The organism is Streptomyces sp. NPDC093109 (assembly GCF_040701725.1).
Classification (GTDB): Bacteria; Actinomycetota; Actinomycetes; order Streptomycetales; family Streptomycetaceae; genus Streptomyces.
This window is the reverse complement of sequence record NZ_JBFBEZ010000018.1, coordinates 1-20,748: the sequence shown is the minus strand read 5'-3', so window position 1 is coordinate 20,748 and position 20,748 is coordinate 1. Positions and strand designations below refer to the sequence as shown.

The window sequence follows — 20,748 nt, the reverse complement described above, 5'->3', positions numbered from 1 at the left end:
CCACAGGAGACGCACCCGCATGAGCACCCTCGCCGCCGCCGACTGGACCGCCCTCCCCACCCCCACCGACGCCCCCGGCTGGCTCGCCCGCGCCGCCGACGTCGCCGCCGTCCTCGCCACCGACGCCGCCGCCCGCGACAAGGCGGCTGCCACCCCGTACGCCGAGGTCCAGCTGCTCAAGGACGCCGGCCTGGTCACCCTGCTCGGCCCCGTCGAGCACGGCGGTGGCGGCCAGGACTGGACGACGGCGTACCGCGTCGTCCGCGAGGTGGCGAAGGCCGACGGTTCGATCGGCCAGCTCCTCGGCTACCACTACCTCTGGAACTGGGCGGCCCGGCTCGTCGGCACCCGCGCGCAGTGGGAGGCGGTGGAGGCCGAGGCCGCCCGTAACCGCTGGTTCTTCGGCGGAGCCGTCAACCCGCGCGACAACGACGTCGCCGTACGGGAGACGGCGGACGGCGAGTCCCTCGTCTTCACCGGGCGCAAGACCTTCTCCACCGGCAGCAAGGTCTCCGATGTCACCGTCCTGGAAGGGGTGTTGGAGGGTACGGAGAACCACGTCTTCGCCATCGTCCCCTCCGACAGCGAGGGCCTGACCTTCCACGACGACTGGGACAACATCGGCCAGCGCCTCACCGAGAGCGGCGGTGTCACCATCGACGGTGTGCGCGTCCCGTGGGCGGCGGCGGCCGGTTACACCGACAAGGTGTTCACCCCGCGCGTGTACAACACACTGAACGTCCCCACCATCCAGCTCGTCTTCATCAACTTCTACCTCGGGATCGCGGCGGGCGCGCTGGAGACCGCCACCACCTACACCACCACCAAGACGCGCCCCTGGCTGCACGGCGGGTACGAGCGCGCGGTGGACGAGCCGTACGTCATCGACGTGTACGGGGACCTCACCGCCAAGCTCTGGGCGGCCGAGGCCCTGGCCGACCGGGTCGCCGAGGAGGGGCAGCGGCTGCACGCGGACCCCGACGCGGTCACACCGGAGGCGCGGGGCGCGTTCGAGGTGCGGGTGGCGGCGGCGAAGGCCGTCGCGACGGAGGTGGCGCTGGAGGTCACCGGCCGGATCTTCGAGGTCACCGGCGCGCGGTCCACGGCGAGCGCCGAGGGGCTCGACCGCTTCTGGCGGAACGTCCGTACGCACACACTGCACGACCCGGTGGCGTACAAGCGGCGCGAGGTGGGGCGGTCGGTGCTGCTGGGTGAGCTGCCCGAGCCGACTTGGTACTCCTGATCGGTCCGGTCCGCTCCGGTCCGGTTCAGTCCGGTTCGGTTCGGTCCGGTTGCGATCGCTGCGTTCCCTCCCCTCCCCTTCTGCTCCCCTTCCTTCCTTTCCCCGAGGTGAATCCGTATGGCCACCATCCTCTCCGTCTCCGGCAGCCCGTCCCCCACCTCCCGCACGGCCCGGCTGCTCCGCCACCTCGACGGCCGGCTCGCCGACCAGGGGCACCGGGTCGTCCCGTTCGATGTCCGTACGCTGCCCGCCGACGCGCTGCTCGGCGCCGACTTCGGGCATCCCGCGATCGTGGCGGCGCGGCGGCTGTTCGAGGAGGCCGACGGGGTGGTGATCGGGACGCCCGTCTACAAGGCCGCGTACTCGGGGCTGCTGAAGTCCCTGCTCGATCTGCTGCCGCAGTACGCGCTGGCGGGCAAGACCGTGCTGCCGCTCGCGACGGGCGGTTCCACGGCGCATGTGCTGGCGATCGACTACGCGTTGCGGCCGGTGCTGTCGTCGATGGGCGCGGCGCACATCGTGCAGGGGTGGTTCGTGCTGGACAAGCACATCACGGTGGCGGAGGACGGGGTGTCGGTGGCGGTCGATCCGGCGTCGCGGGAGGCGCTGGAGCAGGTGGTGGACCAGTTCTCGGCCGCGCTGGGGTCGGCGGCATCCGGCTCCCGTCTCTCGGCCGTGGCGGCCTGAGATGGCCGTACGTGAACAGCGTGCGCGGGTTATCGCGGACGACGCCGAGGCGCTCGCCGTGGCCGCCGCCCTGGCCGAGGAGTTCCGTACCGGAGCCGCCGCCCGGGACGAGGAGCGCGCCCTGCCGCGCGCCGAGCTGGACCGGTTGTCGGCGTCCGGGCTGCTCGCGGTCTCCGTGCCGCGCGCGTACGGCGGCGCCGAGGTGTCCGCCCGTACGCTCGCGGAGGTCTTCCGGCTGCTGGCGGCGGCCGATCCGAGCCTGGCGCAGATCCCGCAGAGCCACTTCGTGTACGTGAACGTGCTGCGGAGCCAAGGGACCGACGCGCAGCGGAAGTTCTTCTTCGGGGAGGTGCTGGCGGGGCGGCGGTTCGGCAACGCGCAGTCGGAGAAGGGGACCGCGCATGTGCGGGACATCCGGACCCGGCTGGTGCCGCGCGCGGATATCGATGGTGTGCTGCTGCTGAACGGTGAGAAGCACTACGCGACGGGCGCGCTGTTCGCGGACTGGATCCCGGTGCTGGCGCGGCTCGGCGCGGGGGACGAAGGCCAGGGGAACGGCGACGACGACGCGCCGCTGCACGTCGCGTACGTACGGCGTGACGCGCCCGGTGTGACCGTTGTGGACGACTGGGACGGCATGGGCCAGCGCACCACCGCCAGTGGCACCGTACGGCTGGTGGATGTCGAGGTGGCGGCGGATCGTGTCGTACCGCACCACCTGACCTTCGAAGGGCCGCAACTCCATGGAGCGGTGGCCCAGTTGCTGCACGCGGCCATCGACGCGGGGATCGCGGTCGGCGCGTTGGCGGAGGCCGCCGCGTTCGTCCGTACGCACAGCAGGCCGTGGTTCGAGGCGGTCGGGGAGGGCTACGGGACGACGGCCGAGGACCCGCTGCTCGTGCAGCGCTTCGGTGAACTCGGCCTGGACGTACGGGCGTCGGACGCGCTGCTGCGCGCGGCGGCGGACGCGGTGGACACCGCATCCGCCGACCTCACGGACCGGTCGGCCGCCGAGGCGTCGATCGCGGTGGCTGCGGCGAAGGTCCACGCGGCGCGGGCTGCGGTGGAGACGGGCAGCGCGCTGTTCGAGGTGGCGGGGACGCGGGCCGCCCTGGACGGGCTCAATCTGCACCGGTACTGGCGCGACGCGCGGACGCACACCCTGCACGATCCGGTGCGCTGGAAGGTGCAGCACATCGGCCGGTATGTGCTGAGCGGGACGAGGCCGCCGCGCCACGGCCTGCTCTGACCTCATCTTCCTTTCCTTGTACGGTGTTTGGAGAATCCCGTGAGCCTCACCTTCCACTGGTTCCTGCCCACCTACGGCGACAGCCGCCATGTGATCGGCGGCGGTCACGGTGTGGCGGCGGGAGCCGCCGGAGCCGCCGGAGCCGCCGGCGGGCAGCGGCCGGCCGATCTCGGCTATCTGACCCAGATCGGCCGGGCGGCCGAACAGCTCGGCTTCGAGGGCGCGTTGACCCCCACCGGCGCGTGGTGCGAGGACGCCTGGCTGACCACGGCCATGCTGGCGCGGGAGACCGAACGGCTGAAGTTCCTGGTCGCCTTCCGCCCCGGCTTCGTCGCGCCGACGCTGGCCGCCCAGATGGCCGCCACCTTCCAGCGGTACGCCCCCGGGCGGCTGCTGCTCAATGTGGTGACGGGCGGCGAGAGCCACGAGCAGCGCGCGTACGGCGACTTCCTCGGCAAGGACGAGCGGTACGCGCGTACCGGTGAATTCCTCGACATCGTACGGGCGTTGTGGCGCGGCGAGAGTGTGACCCGGCTCGGTGAACACCTTCAGGTCGAGGACGCCCGGCTGGCCCGCGTCCCGGATCCGGTGCCGCCGATCTACTTCGGCGGGTCCTCCCCGGCGGCGGGCGAGGTCGCGGCCCGGCACAGCGATGTCTATCTGACGTGGGGCGAGCCGCCGGCGCAGGTCGCGGAGAAGATCGCGTGGATCCGCGCGCTGGCGGAGAAGGAGGGCAGGACCGTACGGTTCGGCATCCGGCTGCATGTGATCACGCGCGACACCGCCGACCAGGCGTGGGCCGAGGCGCGGCGCCTGCTGGACGGGTTCGACCCGGCCGCGATCGCCGCCGTACAGGCCGGGCTGGCGCGCAGCGAGTCGGAGGGCCAGCGGCGGATGCTGGCGCTGCACGGCGGGTCCGCGGACGGGCTGGAGGTCTCACCGAACCTGTGGGCCGGGATCGGCCTGGTGCGCGGGGGCGCGGGGACGGCGCTGGTGGGCAGCCACGGGGAGGTGGCGGAGCGGATCGAGGAGTACCACCGGCTGGGGATCGACGAGTTCGTGATGTCGGGGCACCCGCATGTGGAGGAGGCGTACTGGTTCGGGGAGGGCGTACTGCCGAGGCTGGCGGCAACGGGCCTGTGGACCCACCCGGCGGGCGCCGCCACCGGTGCCGCTGATGTCTCCGCCGCGGTGCCGTTCGCGGCGGGGGTACGGAGGTGAGGCCGGCGCCGGTGCCGGTGGTGCCGGTGTCCGGGGGTGCCGGGGTGCCGGGGCAGCCGGTTGGCGCCCGCCTCGGTCACCAGTGCCTCAGAGCAGCGCCACTCCCGTCACGACCGTCGCCACGAGCACGACGAGTACCGTGAAGTCGAAGATCGTCTCCCGTCGCGCCGAGCGGTGTTCGGCCGTGGGGTCCAGTGTGAACTCGGCCGGGTCGGCGGGCGGGTAGTGGACCGTGACCTCCCGGCCGTACGCGCGGGCGGGGTCCGGGAGGTGTGACATGCAGTACGCGGTGACGGCCGTGCCCTCGCGCGTGGTGAACGCGACGACCGGAGTGATGGTGGTCGAGGTGTGGCCGTCGTCCTGGTCGACGCTGACGTCCTTCAGGACCGCGACAATCCGGCCGGGGACGGTCTCCAACGCGGCCAGCCGCTCGACGCGGCGGTTCCTGTCGCGTACCGATCCGGGCAGATAAACGGCGCCGGAGAGCGCCCACGGCCCGCCGAAGCCGATCAGCGCCCACGGCCACCCGCGCTCGACCGCGGCGAGGACCACCAGCCCGGCGTAGACGAGGAAGACCGCGACGCCCGGCAGCCACAGCCCGCGACCGGGCTCCAGCGGGACAGCGGAGAACCGGTACGCGTGCGGCCTCCCCCGCACATAGCTGACCCCGATCTCCCGGCCCTCCCACGCGGCGGTGACCGAGTCACCTCGCTCGCCGTCATTCGTCACCCTCACCTCCCGGCCCGAGACCGGGTCACGGTAGGAGACCACCACCGAAATCCCACCCGTGCGGGAGCCACCGTGCCGGGACTCCCGCACCCGCTCGATCCGCCCTGTCAACCGGACCGTCCGCTGCTCCTTGGTGACCCCGGCCAGCGACATCCCGTACCCGACCAGCGCCGCCACGCCCCACACCGCACACCACAGCGCCACCCACCCGTCCCACCCCATACGCCCGTTCTCCTCCAGCCCGTCCGGGAACCGATCAACTTCCGCTGCGCCGCAGCACTTTGCCCCGGCCGTCCGCCTCCACCACTCCCGTATCCCCACCGTCGCCGGTGACCACAACCCTCAGCGTGAGCGTGCCCGCGACGCCGTCGGCGGTCACCTGCCAGCTCCGCGGCGACCCCGCGCCGAGACCGGTCCCGGCCTCCTCGACCAGGGCGGGGACGCGGTCGTAGGGCAGGGACCTCGGATCGAACCCGGCGGTCGTCACACCGGTGGGGGAGAAGACGATGGTGAGCAGGCGGTCCTGCACGACGGCGGTGAGCGCCTGTCGTCCGTGCGCACCTCGTGTCAGCGACTCGACGGCCCTGCGCAGTTCGCCCTGGTCGAGCATCGACCGGCCAGGGCCGAGGGTGACCGTGCCCGTCGCCGATGTCACGGTAGTTGTGGATGTGGACGTGGACGACGATGAGGAGGTGGAGGCGGAGACGGACGGCTCGGGCGCGCCGCTCCCGCCGCTCCCGCCCTTGGAGGAGTCGAACAACTCCGCGCGGAACAGCAGGAGTACGGCGGCCACACCGAGCAGCAGGCCGAGCATCGTGAGGAGCCCGCCGGCACAGCCCTCCGGGGTCTCGCTCGTCATGGCCGGACCGGGCACCGAGTCCAGCGCGGCCCCGGCCGCCCGCTCCTCCCACTCCGGGGTGGGGCGCCTCACGATCCGCGTCTTCCACGGCCGGTCCGGCGGATACTCCACCACCACGACTCCGCGTGGCCGGTATTCGGCCAGCTCGACCAGGTTGATGTCCTGCCGTATCGCGACCCGGAACGCGGGCGCGTCGTCCGGCATGACGGACAGCTCGAACCGCACCGGCACGTCGCTCGACTCACCCCCGACGGCCTCCAGACCCTCGATCACCGCCAGCGCCGTACGCGGCACGACGGCCGCCTCCCGAAGCCGGCGCGGCAGCGTACCCAGGAAGAAGAGAAGCCCGTAGACCGCGGGCAGCACCAGCCCCGTGACGATCAGCGGCGCCCTCTCGACGACACACCCGCCGATGAAGGCGGTCAGCGACGCACCGACCACCCCGCCCGTCAGGAACCCCAGCGCGAGGCCGGCAGGCGTGTTGTGCGTGGGCGGCGCGCCCGCGGCGATCGTCATGTGGCCGATTCTGCACCTCACGGCCAACGGCCGACAGGGCCTGGACGCCTCGCTCAGCGGAAAACGGTCGTCGGAAATATGATGAATATGTTCCATTCCTTCTGAATTCCATCAACCCATCCATGACGACGTACCTCGGAGCGGTGATGACCAGGCGTCGTCCTCCCGGCAGGTCCGACATCGAGTCCGCGAGCGCCGACGATCTGCTGACCACCCTCGGCCGGCTCACCGCGCAGGCGCGGCAGGGCGCGGAGCTTCAGCGTGCCCGGGTGGAGCTGGCGCAGGCGCTGCAACGGGAGATGCTGCCGGCCGAGCTCCCGGCGGTGCCCGGACTCCGTACGGCGGCGAAGTACGCGCCCGCGCGCGACGGCCTGGACATCGGCGGCGACTGGTACGACGGCTTCGCGCTGCCGGACGGCGCGCTGGCGTTCTGCGTGGGCGATGTGCAGGGGCACGATGTCGAGGCCGCCGCGATCATGGGGCAGGTACGGATCGGGCTGAGGGCGGTGGCGGCCACGGCGGGCGGCTGGGACGCCCGGGGCGGCTGGGGGACGGGTGCCAATGCCGGTGGCGGTGCCGGTACGGCCCCGGTCGTCGACCCCGGGCTGGTGCTCAGCCGGGCGAACGACCTGCTGCTCTCCGTGAACTCCAGCCTCTTCGCGACCTGCAGTTTCCTCCGCTACGACCCGGTCACCCACGAGCTGGAGAGCGCGCGGGCCGGGCACGTCGGCTCCGTCTGGGCCACGGCCGACGGCCGGTCGGGCGTCGCCGAGGACGCGGGCGGCCTGCCCCTGGGGATCCAGCAGGGGGAGGCGTATCCGGTGACGCGGCGCCGGCTGACGGTGCCGGGCGCGTTCGTACTGCTCACGGACGGTGTGGTCGAGGGGCCTTCGTTCCCGCTGGACGAGGGGCTGGCGCGGGCGGCCGGGTTTCTGTCGGCCGGGGTGCTGGCGGGGGAGGGGCCCGAGGAGCTGGCGGCGCGGGTGATGCGGGTCGCGGAGCTGACGGGGAACTCGGACGACGCGGCGGTGCTGGTGCTGTGCCACGACGGTCAGACGTGACGGTGTTCCTCGGTGCGCACGTGGTGACGTAGGGGTGGGGGCCGCGTGTCACGGCGGAGCCGGGCGGTGGGCGTTGTCTGATGGCGGGTGTGGTGCGCACCGAGGGAAACAGCAGCCCGGAACCCGGCAGACCGGAACACGGCAAACCGGAACCCAGCGGTCGGCCAGGCCCGCCCGGCCCGCCTGACCCGCCCGGCCCGCCTGACCCGCGCGGCCCGTCCGGCCCATCCCGCCCGCCCGGCCTCCTCGTGACGGTCGCGCAGATCCTCTGCGTCGCGGGCGCGTACTACGCGGTCGGACGGCTGGGGCTGCTGAGGCAGGTGGTGATGGACGAGTCCAGCTCCGACGGTGTGGTCATCACGCCGCTCTGGCCGCCGACCGGGGTGGCGCTGAGTGCTCTGCTGCTCCTGGGGATGAGGATCTGGCCGGGAATCACGCTGGGTGTCTTCTTCAGCATCGTGACGATCGGGCCGTTCCGGGCCACTGACATCGGGATCCTCGCGGGAAACACCCTCGCCCCCGTCTGCGCGTATCTGCTGCTGCGGCGGGTGGGCTTCCGTATCGCCCTGGACCGGCTGCGGGACGGGGTGGCGCTGGTGTTCCTGGGAGCGCTGGCCGGGATGCTGATCAGCGCGAGCGTGGGTACGGCCGTGCTGGTGCTCAGCGGCCGGCTGCCGGCGCACGGCGTCTGGCCGACCTGGTCGGCGTGGTGGACGGGCGACGCGATGGGCGTTCTGGTCGTCACGCCGCTGATCCTCGTACTGCGCAGGGCCCGGCTCCCGCTGCCGCGCGAACCCCGGCGCTGGGCGGAGGCGGCGGCCCTGACGGTCACGGCGGTCTGCGTCGTGCCGCCGGCCACGCGCAGCCCGCTCTGCCTGCTCTTCCTCGTCTTCCCGCTGCTGGTCTGGGCCGCCCTGCGCTTCCAGCTCGCCGGCGCGGCGCCGTGCGCGCTGTTCGTCTCCGTACTTGCCATCACGGCGGCGATCGACCGCGTCGGGCCGTTCGCCCGGCACAGCTTCGTCGAGGTCATGGTCAGCCTCCAGGCCCTCAACGGCTCCGCGGCGCTGACGGCGCTGCTGCTGGCCGCGATCGTCACGGAACAGCGCAACATCCGCCGCAAGATCGAACAGGCCTGCCTCGAACTGGCCGAGGTGGTCACCCGCTTGACGCCACCGCCGGACGCGGCGGAGCGGCGGCGGCCGTACGGGGACTGACGCGGAGTCGGGGGCGGACGTCACGCGCGCGAGTGAATCATGGCCCAATTGCCCGTATTGAGAGGCCGGTTCACACCATAGTTCGAGCCCTGACAGCTGAGGGAGTTCGGAGATGGCGTGGATTTGTCCCGGGTGCGGTACACCTGATGCGATCGCTTACATCGAGAACGAGGACGGCTCGCACCCGTTCCCCTGTCTCTTCTGCAACCACTCGGTACTGGACAGCGGTGGCCGCTCCACGGTCTGGGCCTCCCACGCGTGTGCGGTCAAGGAGTGTGCGGGGATCGTCAGGGACCTCTTCCACTACTCGCCGCGGGCCGGGCTGACGGAAGTGGCGCGGCTGCCGTGCAACGAGTGCGGCGCGGGGAAACCGCGGCAGGCGGTGCACTACGGGATGGCGGCACGGCGAACGAGGTAGCGCGATCCGCTGTTCGGTGGATTGATCAATAAAGATCGTTTTTCATATTTTCCGCACGGCATAACCTCTTCATGTCGTCTCTCTGTGGCTTCAGCCGCGTGGCCGCTGTCGGCGCGCTCGCGCTCGCGCTCTGCGGATTCGCCGGTACGGGTATGGGGGTAGGTACGCCTGCGGGCGCGGAGAGCGGCGCCTCGGCTTTCCCTTCGCCGGTTTCCTCGGCTGCGGTTCCCTCTGCCGGGGATCCGTCAGCTGTGGCTCTGTCAGTACCTGCTTCGTCCGTGCCGGTTCCGGACGCTGTATCGCCGTCCACGGGCGCCACACCCATCCCCGTCCCGGCCCCCGTCCCCGCCCCCGGCCCCCTCGTCGGTGCCGGCCACGCCGATCTGTCCGTCACCTCGTCACCGGCCCGCACCGCCCCGGCCGCCACCGGCCTCCGTACCGGCCCCGACGACACCTTCCGCTACACCATCACCGTCCACAACCACGGCCCGTCGCAGGCCACCGGCGTCAAGGTGACCGACCTGCTGCCCGACTCGCTGGTATTCGTCTCCGGGCAGCAGGGGTGCGCCGCGGAGGGGCAGCAGGTGACCTGCGGGCCGCTGGCGACGCTCGGGGTCGGTGACACCTTCTCCTGGGTCATCACGGTCCGGCTGGCCGACGGATACGACGGCGACGGCTCCGACATCGTCAACGAGGCCGCCGTCACCGCCGCGACCCACGACCCGGTGACGGACAACAACACCTCCTCGGTCACCGGCCTCCCCGTGCCGCCCGGTACGCGCGGAAGCGCCGACCTGGAGCTGACCAAGCGCGCGGAGCTGCCGGAGGGCAAGCGCTACGTCTCGCCGGGCGACTACTTCGCGTACGTCATCTCCGTACGGAACCACGGGCCCGCGACGGCCCTCGGTGTGCGGGTGACCGATCCGCTGCCGCACGAGCTGCGGTTCGAGTCCTCGCCCGACGGCTGCGCGCCGGCCGGTGCCAGGACCGGGCAGAAGATCGTCTGTCCGCTGCTTGACCGGCTGCCCGCCGGGGAGACGGCGGTGTTCCGGCTGGTCGTCCGCGTTCACGACGCCGGCTCCCGGGCGCTGCTGCACGGCGTACAGCTCGACAACATCGCCTCCGTCACCGCCACGACGAAGGACCCCGACCTCAGCAACAACCGGAACAAGCCCGGTACCACGGGCCCCAACGGCGGCCCGCTGTACCTCAAACCGGGACACGGCGGTGGCGGTACGAGCGGTGGCGGTACGGACGGAGGCGGTGCGGACTCGGGTGGCAGCCACAGCGGTGGCAGCCACAGCGGTGGCGGTGACAGTGGCGGCGGTGACACCGGTGGTCACAGCGGCGGTGGTCACCACTCCGGCGGGCACCACGGCGGCGGGCAGCTCCCCGACACCGGCTCCGGCGTCCCCTCCTGGCTGATCTGGCTCGCCGCGTCCGCTCTGGCCGCCGGCTCCGGGCTCGTGGTGCTGGCCCGGCGGAACTCCCTCCCGCACCTCACGAAGGACGAGAGGCCCCTCGTATGAGAATGAGATCCTCCCTCTTCCGCGTCCTTCTCATCGCCCTCTGCGCCGCCCTCTCCCTCGGCGCGGCTCCCGCCTCCGTCCCCGCCCCCGCCCCCGCCCACGTCCACGTCCACGCCCATGCCCATGCCCAGCCCCGGGCGCTCTCCTTCCCCGTGCACGAGACCTTCGACGCGACGCCGAACCTCGGCACCACCACCGGCAACGCCTCCTACCCCGGGGGTGGTTGGCTGCGCCTCACCAGCGCAGCCACCGGGCAGGCGGGCTCGTGGGAGATGAACGACTCGTTCTCCACGAACCTCGGCATCGTCGCCGAGTTCACCTACGCCACCTACGGCGGCACCGCCTACGACGGCAGGCGCGGTGACGGCCTCACGTTCTTCCTCGCCGACGGCACCGCCGCGAACGGCACCGGCGCCTCCGGCGGCGGCCTGGGCTACGCCTGTGCGGGATCGGTCAACTCCTGTAACCGCGGCGGGGTTCCGGGTGCCTTCCTCGGGGTCGGGCTGGACGAGTTCGGGAACTTCTCCTCGCCCGACGTCGGCAACGGCGGCCCGGGCCCCCGGCCGAACGCCATCGCCCTGCGCGGCGGCGGCAGTGGCACCAGCGGCTACCGGTACGGCACGGCGGCCGACGGCCCCGGCGGCAGCGTCGAGACCGGCAGCCGCGGCAACTACCGCACCGTGCGCGTCCAAGTCCTCCCCAAGAACGGCCGGTTGCTGGTCTCCGTCTGGTCGGACTCGGGCCCGGGCACCGCGCTGAACAAGGTGATCACGGACTACGACGTGTCCACCATCGCCAACCAGCCGTCCCTTCCCGCCACCCTCAAGGTCGGCTTCTCCGGCGGCACCGGCGGCGCGACCAATATCCACGAGATCGGCGATCTGACGATCAACGTCCCGGCGAATCTGTCGATCACCAAGTCCGGTCCGGCGAGCGTCCCGGCAGGCAGCGCCCCGGCCACCTACAAGGTCACCGTCGGCAACAGCGACGTGAACGACGTCGAGGGCGCCGTCATCCAGGACACCGTCCCCGCGCTGACCCAGGTCAGCTGGGTCTGCACCGCCACCACCGGCAGCGCCTGCCGGCCCGCGTCCGGCAGTGGCAACGCCATCAACACCCTCGCCGACATCAAACGCAACGGCTCGGTCACCTACACCATCACCGGCACCGCGCCCGCCCAGCCCGTCACCCTCCGTAACACCGCGACCGTGACCGCGCCCGGCAACCGCATCGACACCGACCCCTCCGACAACTCCGCCTCCGTCACGACGACGGTGACCGCGCTCGCCGACGTGGCGGTGACCAAGGCGGGGGCCGGCGCCGGGCCCGTACGTCCCGGCGACCAGTTCGACTACCGGATCACCGCCACCGACAAGGGCCCGTCGGACACCACCAACGTCCGGGTGACGGACACCCTGCCCGCCGGGCTGACGTTCGTCTCCTCGGCCGACGGGTGTACGGCGTCGGGCCGGGTGGTCGGCTGCCCGGCCAGGAGCACGCTGGCGGCGGGGAGTTCGGCCGTCTGGACGTTCCGGGTCAAGCTGGACGACACGTACACCGGTACCGGATCCGACCTCGGCAACGTCGCGACCGTCAGCCACGACATCACGGACCCCGACCCGTCGAACAACACCAGCGGGGCCGCCGCGCCGCCCGGCGGGGTCACGGCCCCGCAGGCCGACCTGCGGGCCACGAAGGCGACGGTGACGACCACCCCCGTGGCGCCCGGTGAGTCGTACGAGTACACCGTGACCGTCACCAACCAGGGCCCCTCCGTGGCCCGTCAGGTCCGCGCCACCGATGTGCTGCCGTCGGCCCTCCGGTTCGTCTCGGCCACCGGCGGCGCCTGTACGGCGGTGACCGCCACCCGCACCGTGACCTGCGGCCCCGCCGCCACGCTGGCCGTGGGCGCGACCGTGACATGGACGTTCCGGGTGGCGCTCGACGCCATGTACAGCGGCGACGGCACGGACCTCCGTAACACCGCCACCGCCGACGCGGACACGGCGGACCCCGACCGGACCAACAACAGCGGTACGGCCCCGCCGCCCGGCGGGAAGGTCAAGTCCCCCACCGCCGACCTGGAGTTCGACAAGAAGGCCGCGAGCTGATGGCCGGCCGGACGACCCCATTTCTTGACATGAACGGAATCGATGCGATGAGAAGGACAGCAACCGGGACGCCCCGGCGGCGCGGTGGCTTCGCGCTGTGGCCGGCGCTGGTCGCGCTGGTGTGTGTGGTGCCGTTGTGGTCGTCCGGACAGGGCACGGCCACCGCGGCCTCCGCCGCCGCCGTACCGCCCGGCGGGACCTTCACGTACACCCTCACGGCGAAGAACAACGGGCCCTCGGTGGCCCGCAACGTGACGGCGAAGGACACCCTGCCGAACGGCGTCGAGTTCGTCTCGTCGGTCGACGGCTGCACAGCTTCCGGACGTACGGTGACCTGCGGGCCCGAGCCGCAGCTGTCGGTCGGGCAGACCAGGAGCTGGACGATGCTCGTACGGCTGAGCGCCTCGTACCAGGGTGACGGATCGGACCTGGGGAACACGGTCACCGGCTCGTCCGACGCCACCGACCCGAACCCGGGCAACAACCAGAACCCGACCCCCGTAAAACCGCCGGGCAGCTTCGAGCCCGTATCGAACCTGTCGACCGAGAAGCGGGCGCTGGGCACCGGGCCGACGGTCCCCGGGCAGGAGTACGAGTACCGGATCACCACGGCGAACGCGGGCCCCTCGGACGCCCGCAACGTCACCGCGACCGACACGCTCCCCGCCGGGCTCAGCTTCGTCTCGTCGGCCGACCCGTGCACCGCCTCGGGCCGTACGGTGACCTGCGGCCCGCGCGCGCGGCTCGCGCCGGGGGCGTCCGTGAGCTGGACGTTCCGGGTGAAACTGAGCGCCGCGTACACCGGTGACGGTACGGATCTGCGCAATACGGCGACGTCCACCTCCGACTCGCGCGACCCCGACCCGTCGGACAACACCAGCCCGCCCGTGACCCCGCCCGGCGGTGTCAGCGAGCCGCAGGCGGATCTGTGGGCGGCCAAAACACCGACCACCAGCACCCCGGTGGCGCCCGGCGAGAACTTCTCGTACGCCGTGACCGTCACCAACGACGGGCCCTCGCGAGCCGTGAACGCGAAGATCACGGACACACTGCCCGCCCGGCTGAGATTCGTCTCGTCGGCCGACGGCTGCACGGCGCCAGGGACCGACTTCGGGACCACCGTGACCTGCGGTCCGCAGGCCGTGCTGGAACCGGGAGCGTCCAAGACCTGGACATTCACCGTGCAGTTGGACCCGAACTACCGGGGCGACGGCTCGGACATCCGCAATACGGCCACCGCGTCCTCCGACACCGAGGACCCCAACACCAACAACAACACCAGCCCGCCGGCCGGCCCTCCCGGCTCCACCGTCAACCGGCCCAACGCGGACCTGTCGGTGACCAAGCAGGCGGTCGGCACCGCGCAGCCGGTGCCGGGGACGACGTTCGACTACCGGATCACGGTCAGGAACAACGGCCCCTCGGCGGACGCCTACAACGTGACGCTCGCCGACGACCTGCCCCAGGGGCTGTCGTACGTGGCATCCTCGCCGGACGGCTGTACGGTCTCGGGCCGGGCGGTCTCCTGCAAGCGCACGGCCCCGCTCAGGGTGGGGGAGACCACCGAGTACCTCCTCACCGTCAAGGTCGACCCGGCGTACACGGGCGACGGCAGCGACATGAAGAACACCGCCCGGGTCACCGCCGGCAACATCGACCCGAGCAGCGACAACAACAGCAACACGGCGAATCCGCCGGGCGGCGGGATCGCACCGCCGGCCGCCGACCTCGGGATCGTGAAGAAGACCGTCACGGACACCCCGGTCGCGCCGGGCGAGACGTTCGAGTACGCGGTCACAGTCACCAACAACGGTCCCTCGCAGGCCCAGCAGGTGCGGGTGACGGACGCGCTGCCGGCCGCGCTGAGCTTCGTCTCGTCGGACGACCCGTGCGTCTCGGGCCGTACGGTGGTCTGCGGCCCGCTGGACACACTGGCGCCCGGCGCGTCCGTGTCGTACGTGTTCAAGGTGAAGCTCGCCGCCGACTACACGGGCGACGGCAGTGACATCGGGAACCGCGCGACGGTCACGTCCCCGACGGGCGACCCGAACACGGGGAACAACACCAGCACGGTGACGGGCCCGCCGGGCGGCACGGTGACCAAGCCGACGGCGGACCTGGAGGTGACGAAGGAGACGCCGTAGCGGATGTCGTTGCCGACGTCGTAGCGGCCACCGCTGTGTGACGCGGGGCGCCGGGCCGGCCCGATGAGCCTGGGGGGTTGTCAGGGTTCATCGGACGGCCCGGCTGGTCTGTGTCTGTGCGGGGGCCGGGCGGCTCAGGCCGCCAGCGCGGTGGGCGGGGCGGCCGTCGCGTAGGAGCGGTCCCGCAGGATGTCCAGGAACAGCGCGCCCGCCAGCAGATGGGCGCTGCCCCGGGGCCGCAGTCCGTCGGCGCGCAGGGTCCGGTCGAGGTCGCGCAGCGCCTGCCCGCCCGCGTCGCTGCCGGCGCCGCCCGCGTCGAGCACGGCGCGGGCGCCGTTCTGGACCTGGCGCAGCCCGTGCGGTCCGGCGGCGTGGAGCAGGCCGGTGTCCTGGAGGGTGCACATGATGGTCAGGAGCGCGTCGAGGCGGGCCTCGGGCTCGCGGGCGCCGGCGGCTCGTGCCGTACCCAGGGCCGTCAACGCCCTTCGTATGTGCGGGAATCCGGCGCGCGCCTCGCCGCGCGCACCGGCGGCTCCGTAACGGGACGCCACCGTGGCCCCGGGGGAGGGGACGCGCGGCGCCGACGGATCGGGGAGCGCGGCGAGGCGTCTGGCGGCGGCGGGCAGCTGGTCGGGGGCGGTGCCCGGCTCCAGCGCGGCGGCGGCCACGAGCAGCCCGAGCGGCCAGACCGCGCCGTGGTGCAGGGCCGTGCCGGTGTTGGCGCGGGCCATGGTCCGCTCGGTGTGACGGCCGATCGCGCCGAGTTCGCGGCGGAGTTCGCGGCCGGGCTCGCGGGGAAGCGTGGGGCCCGGGCCGCCGCCGCCCGAGCGGCGGGCGGCGGCGGCCATGGCCGCGAGGCCGGGTGCCAGCGAGCGCGCGGACCAGCGCAGCGCGCCGAAGTCCGCCTCCCGCCGGTCGGGGAGGCCGGGCTTGGGGGTCAGCTCGGCCTCGGCCAGCAGGGCGTCGATCGCCGCTTCGGCGAGCACCTCGTCCTCGCGGTTCATGGGCATGGGGGTCCCCTTACGAGTCGGTAGTCGGTCGTGCGGGCGGTGAGGGACGAGCGGTGGTGTGGGGTGTACCCGCAACCGGGCCGGATTACGGGTACACCCCGTGCCACGTTCGCGTTACGAGGAAGACGGCTCCCCGGTGGGCGGCGTACCGGTCGGGGGCTCGCCGCCCTCGCCACCGCCACCGCCGGCGCCGCCACCCGCGCCGGTGTTCTCGGCGTCCGGGTCGATGCCGAGGACGATCGTGCCCTTGTACCCCTTCGACGGGTCCTTCTTGTGGACGGGCGTGAGCGTCAGCAGCCCGCCGGCCGCGCCGTTGCCCTCGTACACCATGTCGTCGTCCAGCTTGGTGTAGCTGCCGGAGTGCTTCGCGTACGGCTCCAGCGTGAAGATCTGCTCGGCGACGTCGTCGTCGAAGAAGAGCTGGCCGGTGAAGTTGACCTTGCCGCCCTCGTACGTCCCGTCGGCCTTCTGGCCGCCGGTGTGGACCTTGACGTGGATGTGGCAGGTGCGGGGGGTGTACCAACCGGGCACGATCGTCGTGAACTTGACGACGCCGTTGGCGTTGGCGACCTGGTAACCACGCAGATACGTCGCGTCGTTGGCGGTGGAGCCGTCCTCGTCCTCCGCCGGGGCGCTGCCGCCGGGGTTGGCCGTGGTGTAGCCGGAGTAGTAGCCCCAGGCGTCGCAGTGCCAGATCTCGACGGCCGCGCCGGCGACCGGGCCGCACGACTCCGTGGTGTCCTGGACGGTGATGCGCAGGCTCAGCGGGACGCCGTCCTTGCCCTCGGTGATGTCCTTGCGTACCAGCGCGCCGTCCAGGTAGTACGGGCCCTCGGTGACGCTCGACATCAGGACACACTGCCCGGTCGAGGCGGTGGTGGAGCCCGAGGCGGCCGTGGTGGCGGTGGCGGCGGTGTCGGATTCCTCCGAGGCGAAGGCGTTGACGCCGACCACGGCCACCGCGCCGGCACCGGCCACGGCGCCACCGCCGATGGCCAGGGCACGCCTTCTGCTGACCGTCTTGTCCACGTGTTTCGCTGTCATGTACTGAACGGTAGGGACCGAGCCTGGGAGGAACCCGGCCCTGGCCTGTGCGCTTCCTGTGAGGGGGGCCTGAGGGGGGCCTGAGGGGGGCCTGAGACCGGCCGGGGACGTCCGTACGGAGGCGTTCGGCGCGGCCCGAGCGCGCCGAACGCCTCGCTGAACACGGACGTGCGTTTACGCGGGGTGCAGGGTGTAGGCGTACGTGTAGGTGCGGCCCGCGGTGAGCCGGTAGGCGGCGAGCGGGGCCGCGCCCCAGGAGTTGATACCGCCGACGCCGGTCTGGCGGTGGTTGACACCGAGGACGGTCTCGTCGCGGCGCTTCAACTCGTGCGGGTGGCGGGTGTTTTCGAGGTCGGAGGGGGAGTAGTGGAGCGCGCTGATCTCCAGAAGGTCGCCGGTGTCGGCCGCATTGTTCTGAGGGTCGGCGGTGACCGTCAGGCCGTTGCCGGTGCGGTCGGTGAGCGAGAACCGGCGTACGTCCGTCATGTTGCCCATCTGCTGGGGCCGGATGTACGGCGCGACCTGGGCGTCCACCGTGGAGCGGTAACGGCCCACGAGCGCACCGGTGTTGCGGTCCCAGTAGTTCTCGTGCGGCCCGCGCCCGAACCAGTCGAGCCGCTCCAGCCCCGCCGGCACGGTCAGCAGCGCGCCCACCACGGGCAGGTCCGGGAGACCGGCCGCCGCGGTGAGGGTGTGCCGTACGCGCACCTCGCCGCTGCCGAGGACCCGGAAGACGGTGTGCCAGGTGGAGGCGGCGGGCGCGGTCGGGAGGGTCGCCGTCACCTCGATCACCACCTCGCCGGGCGACGGGTGGTCGACGGCCACGGAGGTCACCGTACGGTCGGCGCCCGCGTCGCGCCAGGTGCGGGCCGTCGTCTGGAAACGGCGGCCGATGTCGTTGTCCGTCGGGCCGCGCCAGAAGTTGGGCACGGGCCCGCCGGCCAGCAGCAGCCGGCCCCGGTGGCGGTACGAGGCGAGGGTGCCGGTCCGCGGGTCGAGGACGACCTCGCTGTTCCGGCCGGTGACGCGGATGCTGCTGGCGCTCTCGGTGAGGGTGAGGGCGGGGAGTGCGGACGGCTCGGGGGACGGTGATGTTTGTGGCGCGTGCCACGGCAGCGCGATCTGGTCCGCCGCCACGGTGTGTCCCGCGTCCGCCCAGCTCGTGGCCTTCCGGAGCACGAACGCGATGTTGAGCCAGTACTCGGTGCCGGGTGCTGGTGCTGGTGCTGGCGCCGGTGCTGGTGCGTCTGGCCTGCGGCAGGGGATCCGTACCGTCGCCGCCGCGCCGGGCGCGGCCTTCGGCGCGGGGAGGGTGCCGCGCTGTACGGGGTCGCCGTCGCGGGTGACCGTCCAGACGAGGTGGTACGCGTCCAGGCCGCTGAAGAGGTGCTTGTTGTGCACGCGGACGGCGACCACCGAATCGTCAGTCGTGACCTCGGCCACGTCCTCGGCTGCCGCGATGCCGATCGGCTCGTACACCTTCTTCAGCTCCAGCAGGCCCGGGTGGATCTGCCGGTCCGCCGCGACCAGCCCGTTCGCGCAGAAGTTGCCGTCCGACGGATAGCCGGGCTTCCAGTCGCCGCCGTACGACAGGTAGGTGCGCCGGGGAGCGCCGGGGGCCTGGTCGGGGATCGGGAGGCGGACGGCCTGGTCGGCCCAGTCCCAGATGAACGCGCCGTGCAGGTTGGGGTAGCGCTCGAAGACGTCCCAGTACTCGCGCAGATTACCGCCGCTGTTGCCCATGGAGTGGGTGTATTCGCACAGGATGTACGGCTTCGGGTTGCCGGATCTGCCGTACGCCTCGACGCCGGCCGGGCTGGTGTACATCTCGCTGTGTATGTCGGTGACGGCGTTCATGCCCTCGTAGTGGACCGGGCGGGAGTCGTCGCGGGCGTGTGTCCAGTCCGCCATGGCACGGAAGTTGTCGCCCTGGCCTGCCTCGTTGCCGAGCGACCAGACGATGACGCTCGGGTGGTTCTTGTCGCGTTCGACGAGCGAGCGCATCCGGTCCAGGCACGCGCCGGTCCACTCGGGGCGTGAGGCGGGGACGCGGTCGCGTACGCCGTGGGTCTCCAGATTGGCCTCGTCGATGACGTACAGGCCGTACTCGTCGCAGAGTTCAAGCCAGTGGGGGTGGTTGGGGTAGTGGGAGGTGCGGACGGCGTTGATGTTGTGCCGCTTCATCAGCAGGATGTCCTGGAGCATCCCCGACGCGGTGACGGCCTGGCCGAGTACGGGGTCGTTCTCGTGGCGGTTGGTGCCGCGCAGTACGAGGGGCTTGCCGTTGATGGTGAACGTACCGGGTCCGTAGTCGACTTGGCGGAAACCGAGGCGGGTGCGGTGGATGTCGACGGTGGTGCCGGAGGCGTCCTTGAGGGTGACGACGAGGGTGTAGAGGTGCGGCGCCTCGGCGGACCAGAGGGCCGGTGCGGGTACGTCGGCGGTGAGGGTGACGGTGGCGTCGCCCGCGCCGGGGGTGGGGGCGCGGCCGGTGAGGGGGCGGGGCAGGACGCGACGGCCGTCGGCGTCGTAGAGGACGGCTTCGACCAGCAGGTCCTCGGCTTCGGCTACGGCCTCGGCCCCGGCCCCGGCGGCTCCCCGGTTCCGAACGACGGCCGAGACGGTGAGTGTCGCGTCCCGGTACTCGGAGTCCAACTCCATACGTACGAAGAGGTCTTGGAGGTGCACCGGCGGGATCGCGTACAGATACACGTCCCGGAAGATCCCGGACAGATCGATCAGGTCCTGGTCCTCCAGCCAGCTCCCGTCGGACCAGCGGTAGACCTCGACGGCGAGCGTGTTGTGCCCCGGCCGGACGTACGGGGTGATGTCGAACTCGGCCGGTGTGTAGCTGTCCTCGCTGTAGCCGACACGCTCGCCGTTCACCCAGACGAAGAACGCGGACTTCACCCCCTGGAACGAGATCAGCGTGCGCCGGCCCGTCCAGTCGACGGGCAGGGTGAAGGCGCGGCGGTACGAGCCGACGGGGTTGAACTTGTGCGGCACCTGGGGTGGTTCGGGCGTTTCGTAGCCGATCCAGGGGTACGAGATGTTGAGGTAGATCGGCTCCCGGTACCCCTCCATCTCCCAGTTCGAGGGGACGGGTATGCGGTCCCAGCCGCTGTCGTCGTACTCCGGCGCATGGAAACCGACGGGCCGCGCGTCCGGATTCTCGGACCAGTGGAAACGCCAACTCCCGTTGAGTGAACGGTAGTACGGCGACCGCTCGTGCTTCCCGCGTAACGCGTCGACGGCGGTCGCGTACGGCACGAGCCGGGCCCGTGCGTCCTCGCGGTTGACCTGGAACACCTCCGGCTGGGCATCCCACTCGGGCGCCCCGGCGGCACGATGGCCGGAGGTACCGCCACTGCCGCCACTGCCGCTACTCGCCGCGAAGGCCTGCTTCTGCCCGACGAAGGCCGCCCATCCCGCGAGGGCGGCGCCGGAGAGCAGCAGTGAACGGCGGCGCGGATGTTGGTTATTGCTCGGACTTTCAGCACTCATGTGCGGCTCCGAACGGAAGGCAACAAGAACAACCACCCCAGCATCAGACGTAGCCGCGCGCCACACAAGACCGCTGCGACGGCGGGGGCGCGGGTCAATGCGACGCTGAGTGGGGTGGGTGGGTGGCGCGGGTTGTGGGGGAAAGGGGCCGCCCCTCCTGCTGTGAGTGTCGCGTCTCCGTGACAGGTGTAAAGGGCGCTCCTGCGTCG

The 20,748-nt window shown here is 72.0% G+C and carries 15 protein-coding genes; 10 read left to right on the top strand and 5 right to left on the bottom strand.

The genetic code is table 11. The features are described from left to right. The first annotated feature begins 19 nt into the window (after positions 1-19). The 4 genes from AB0389_RS18820 (at position 20) to AB0389_RS18805 (ending at position 4,400) form a co-directional block, all read left to right on the top strand. Positions 20-1,243, top strand: a complete 1,224-nt coding sequence (locus AB0389_RS18820; protein WP_366396538.1) for an acyl-CoA dehydrogenase family protein — start codon at positions 20-22, stop codon at positions 1,241-1,243. 117 nt (positions 1,244-1,360) lie between these two features. Continuing rightward, a complete protein-coding gene (ssuE, locus tag AB0389_RS18815) occupies positions 1,361-1,930 on the top strand; it encodes an NADPH-dependent FMN reductase (RefSeq protein WP_366396537.1) in 570 nt (189 codons plus the stop codon). Between the two features lies 1 nt (position 1,931). Beyond that, entirely contained in the window at positions 1,932-3,179 is a 1,248-nt protein-coding gene (locus tag AB0389_RS18810; RefSeq protein ID WP_366396536.1) for an SfnB family sulfur acquisition oxidoreductase, read from the top strand. A 39-nt stretch (positions 3,180-3,218) separates the two neighbouring features. Then, the gene (locus AB0389_RS18805; protein ID WP_366396535.1) at positions 3,219-4,400 is read left to right on the top strand and encodes an LLM class flavin-dependent oxidoreductase; all 1,182 of its coding nucleotides are present in this window, start codon (positions 3,219-3,221) and stop codon (positions 4,398-4,400) included. An 87-nt stretch (positions 4,401-4,487) separates the two neighbouring features. Here the strand turns inward: AB0389_RS18805 and AB0389_RS18800 are convergent, their stop codons facing one another. Further along, positions 4,488-5,351 carry a DUF3592 domain-containing protein gene (locus tag AB0389_RS18800; RefSeq protein WP_366396534.1) on the bottom strand — a complete coding sequence of 288 codons (864 nt, stop codon included), beginning with the start codon at positions 5,349-5,351 and terminating at the stop codon, positions 4,488-4,490. Positions 5,352-5,385: 34 nt separating this feature from the next. Continuing rightward, positions 5,386-6,504: a hypothetical protein gene (locus AB0389_RS18795; RefSeq protein WP_366396533.1), complete on the bottom strand. Its 1,119-nt coding sequence runs from the start codon at positions 6,502-6,504 to the stop codon at positions 5,386-5,388. A gap of 146 nt (positions 6,505-6,650) precedes the next feature. Here AB0389_RS18795 and AB0389_RS18790 point away from each other — a divergent pair, with 146 nt between their 5' ends. The 6 genes from AB0389_RS18790 to AB0389_RS18765 all read left to right on the top strand — a co-directional run bounded on the left by AB0389_RS18790 (position 6,651) and on the right by AB0389_RS18765 (position 14,981). Continuing rightward, positions 6,651-7,565: a PP2C family protein-serine/threonine phosphatase gene (locus AB0389_RS18790; RefSeq protein ID WP_366396656.1), complete on the top strand. Its 915-nt coding sequence runs from the start codon at positions 6,651-6,653 to the stop codon at positions 7,563-7,565. Between the two features lie 248 nt (positions 7,566-7,813). After that, entirely contained in the window at positions 7,814-8,779 is a 966-nt protein-coding gene (locus tag AB0389_RS18785; RefSeq protein WP_366396532.1) for an MASE1 domain-containing protein, read from the top strand. Between the two features lie 112 nt (positions 8,780-8,891). After that, positions 8,892-9,197, top strand: coding sequence for a hypothetical protein (locus tag AB0389_RS18780; RefSeq protein ID WP_366396531.1), 306 nt, complete (start codon positions 8,892-8,894; stop codon positions 9,195-9,197). A gap of 278 nt (positions 9,198-9,475) precedes the next feature. Then, positions 9,476-10,726, top strand: coding sequence for a DUF11 domain-containing protein (locus AB0389_RS18775; protein WP_366396530.1), 1,251 nt, complete (start codon positions 9,476-9,478; stop codon positions 10,724-10,726). Next, positions 10,723-12,837, top strand: a complete 2,115-nt coding sequence (locus tag AB0389_RS18770; protein ID WP_366396529.1) for a hypothetical protein — start codon at positions 10,723-10,725, stop codon at positions 12,835-12,837. The genes AB0389_RS18775 and AB0389_RS18770 overlap by 4 nt, the downstream gene beginning before the upstream one ends. 47 nt (positions 12,838-12,884) lie before the next feature. Continuing rightward, on the top strand, positions 12,885-14,981 hold the full coding sequence (locus AB0389_RS18765; RefSeq protein ID WP_366396528.1) for a DUF11 domain-containing protein: 2,097 nt from the start codon (positions 12,885-12,887) through the stop codon (positions 14,979-14,981). A 134-nt stretch (positions 14,982-15,115) separates the two neighbouring features. Here AB0389_RS18765 and AB0389_RS18760 read toward each other — a convergent pair whose 3' ends face one another. The 3 genes from AB0389_RS18760 to AB0389_RS18750 all read right to left on the bottom strand — a co-directional run bounded on the left by AB0389_RS18760 (position 15,116) and on the right by AB0389_RS18750 (position 20,539). Beyond that, the gene (locus AB0389_RS18760; RefSeq protein ID WP_366396527.1) at positions 15,116-15,991 is read right to left on the bottom strand and encodes a triphosphoribosyl-dephospho-CoA synthase; all 876 of its coding nucleotides are present in this window, start codon (positions 15,989-15,991) and stop codon (positions 15,116-15,118) included. A gap of 114 nt (positions 15,992-16,105) precedes the next feature. Then, positions 16,106-17,035: an intradiol ring-cleavage dioxygenase gene (locus AB0389_RS18755; RefSeq protein WP_366396526.1), complete on the bottom strand. Its 930-nt coding sequence runs from the start codon at positions 17,033-17,035 to the stop codon at positions 16,106-16,108. 174 nt (positions 17,036-17,209) lie between these two features. After that, positions 17,210-20,539 (bottom strand): glycoside hydrolase family 2 TIM barrel-domain containing protein, encoded by a 3,330-nt coding sequence (locus tag AB0389_RS18750; protein ID WP_366396525.1) that lies wholly within the window; start codon positions 20,537-20,539, stop codon positions 17,210-17,212. Positions 20,540-20,748: the final 209 nt, after the last annotated feature.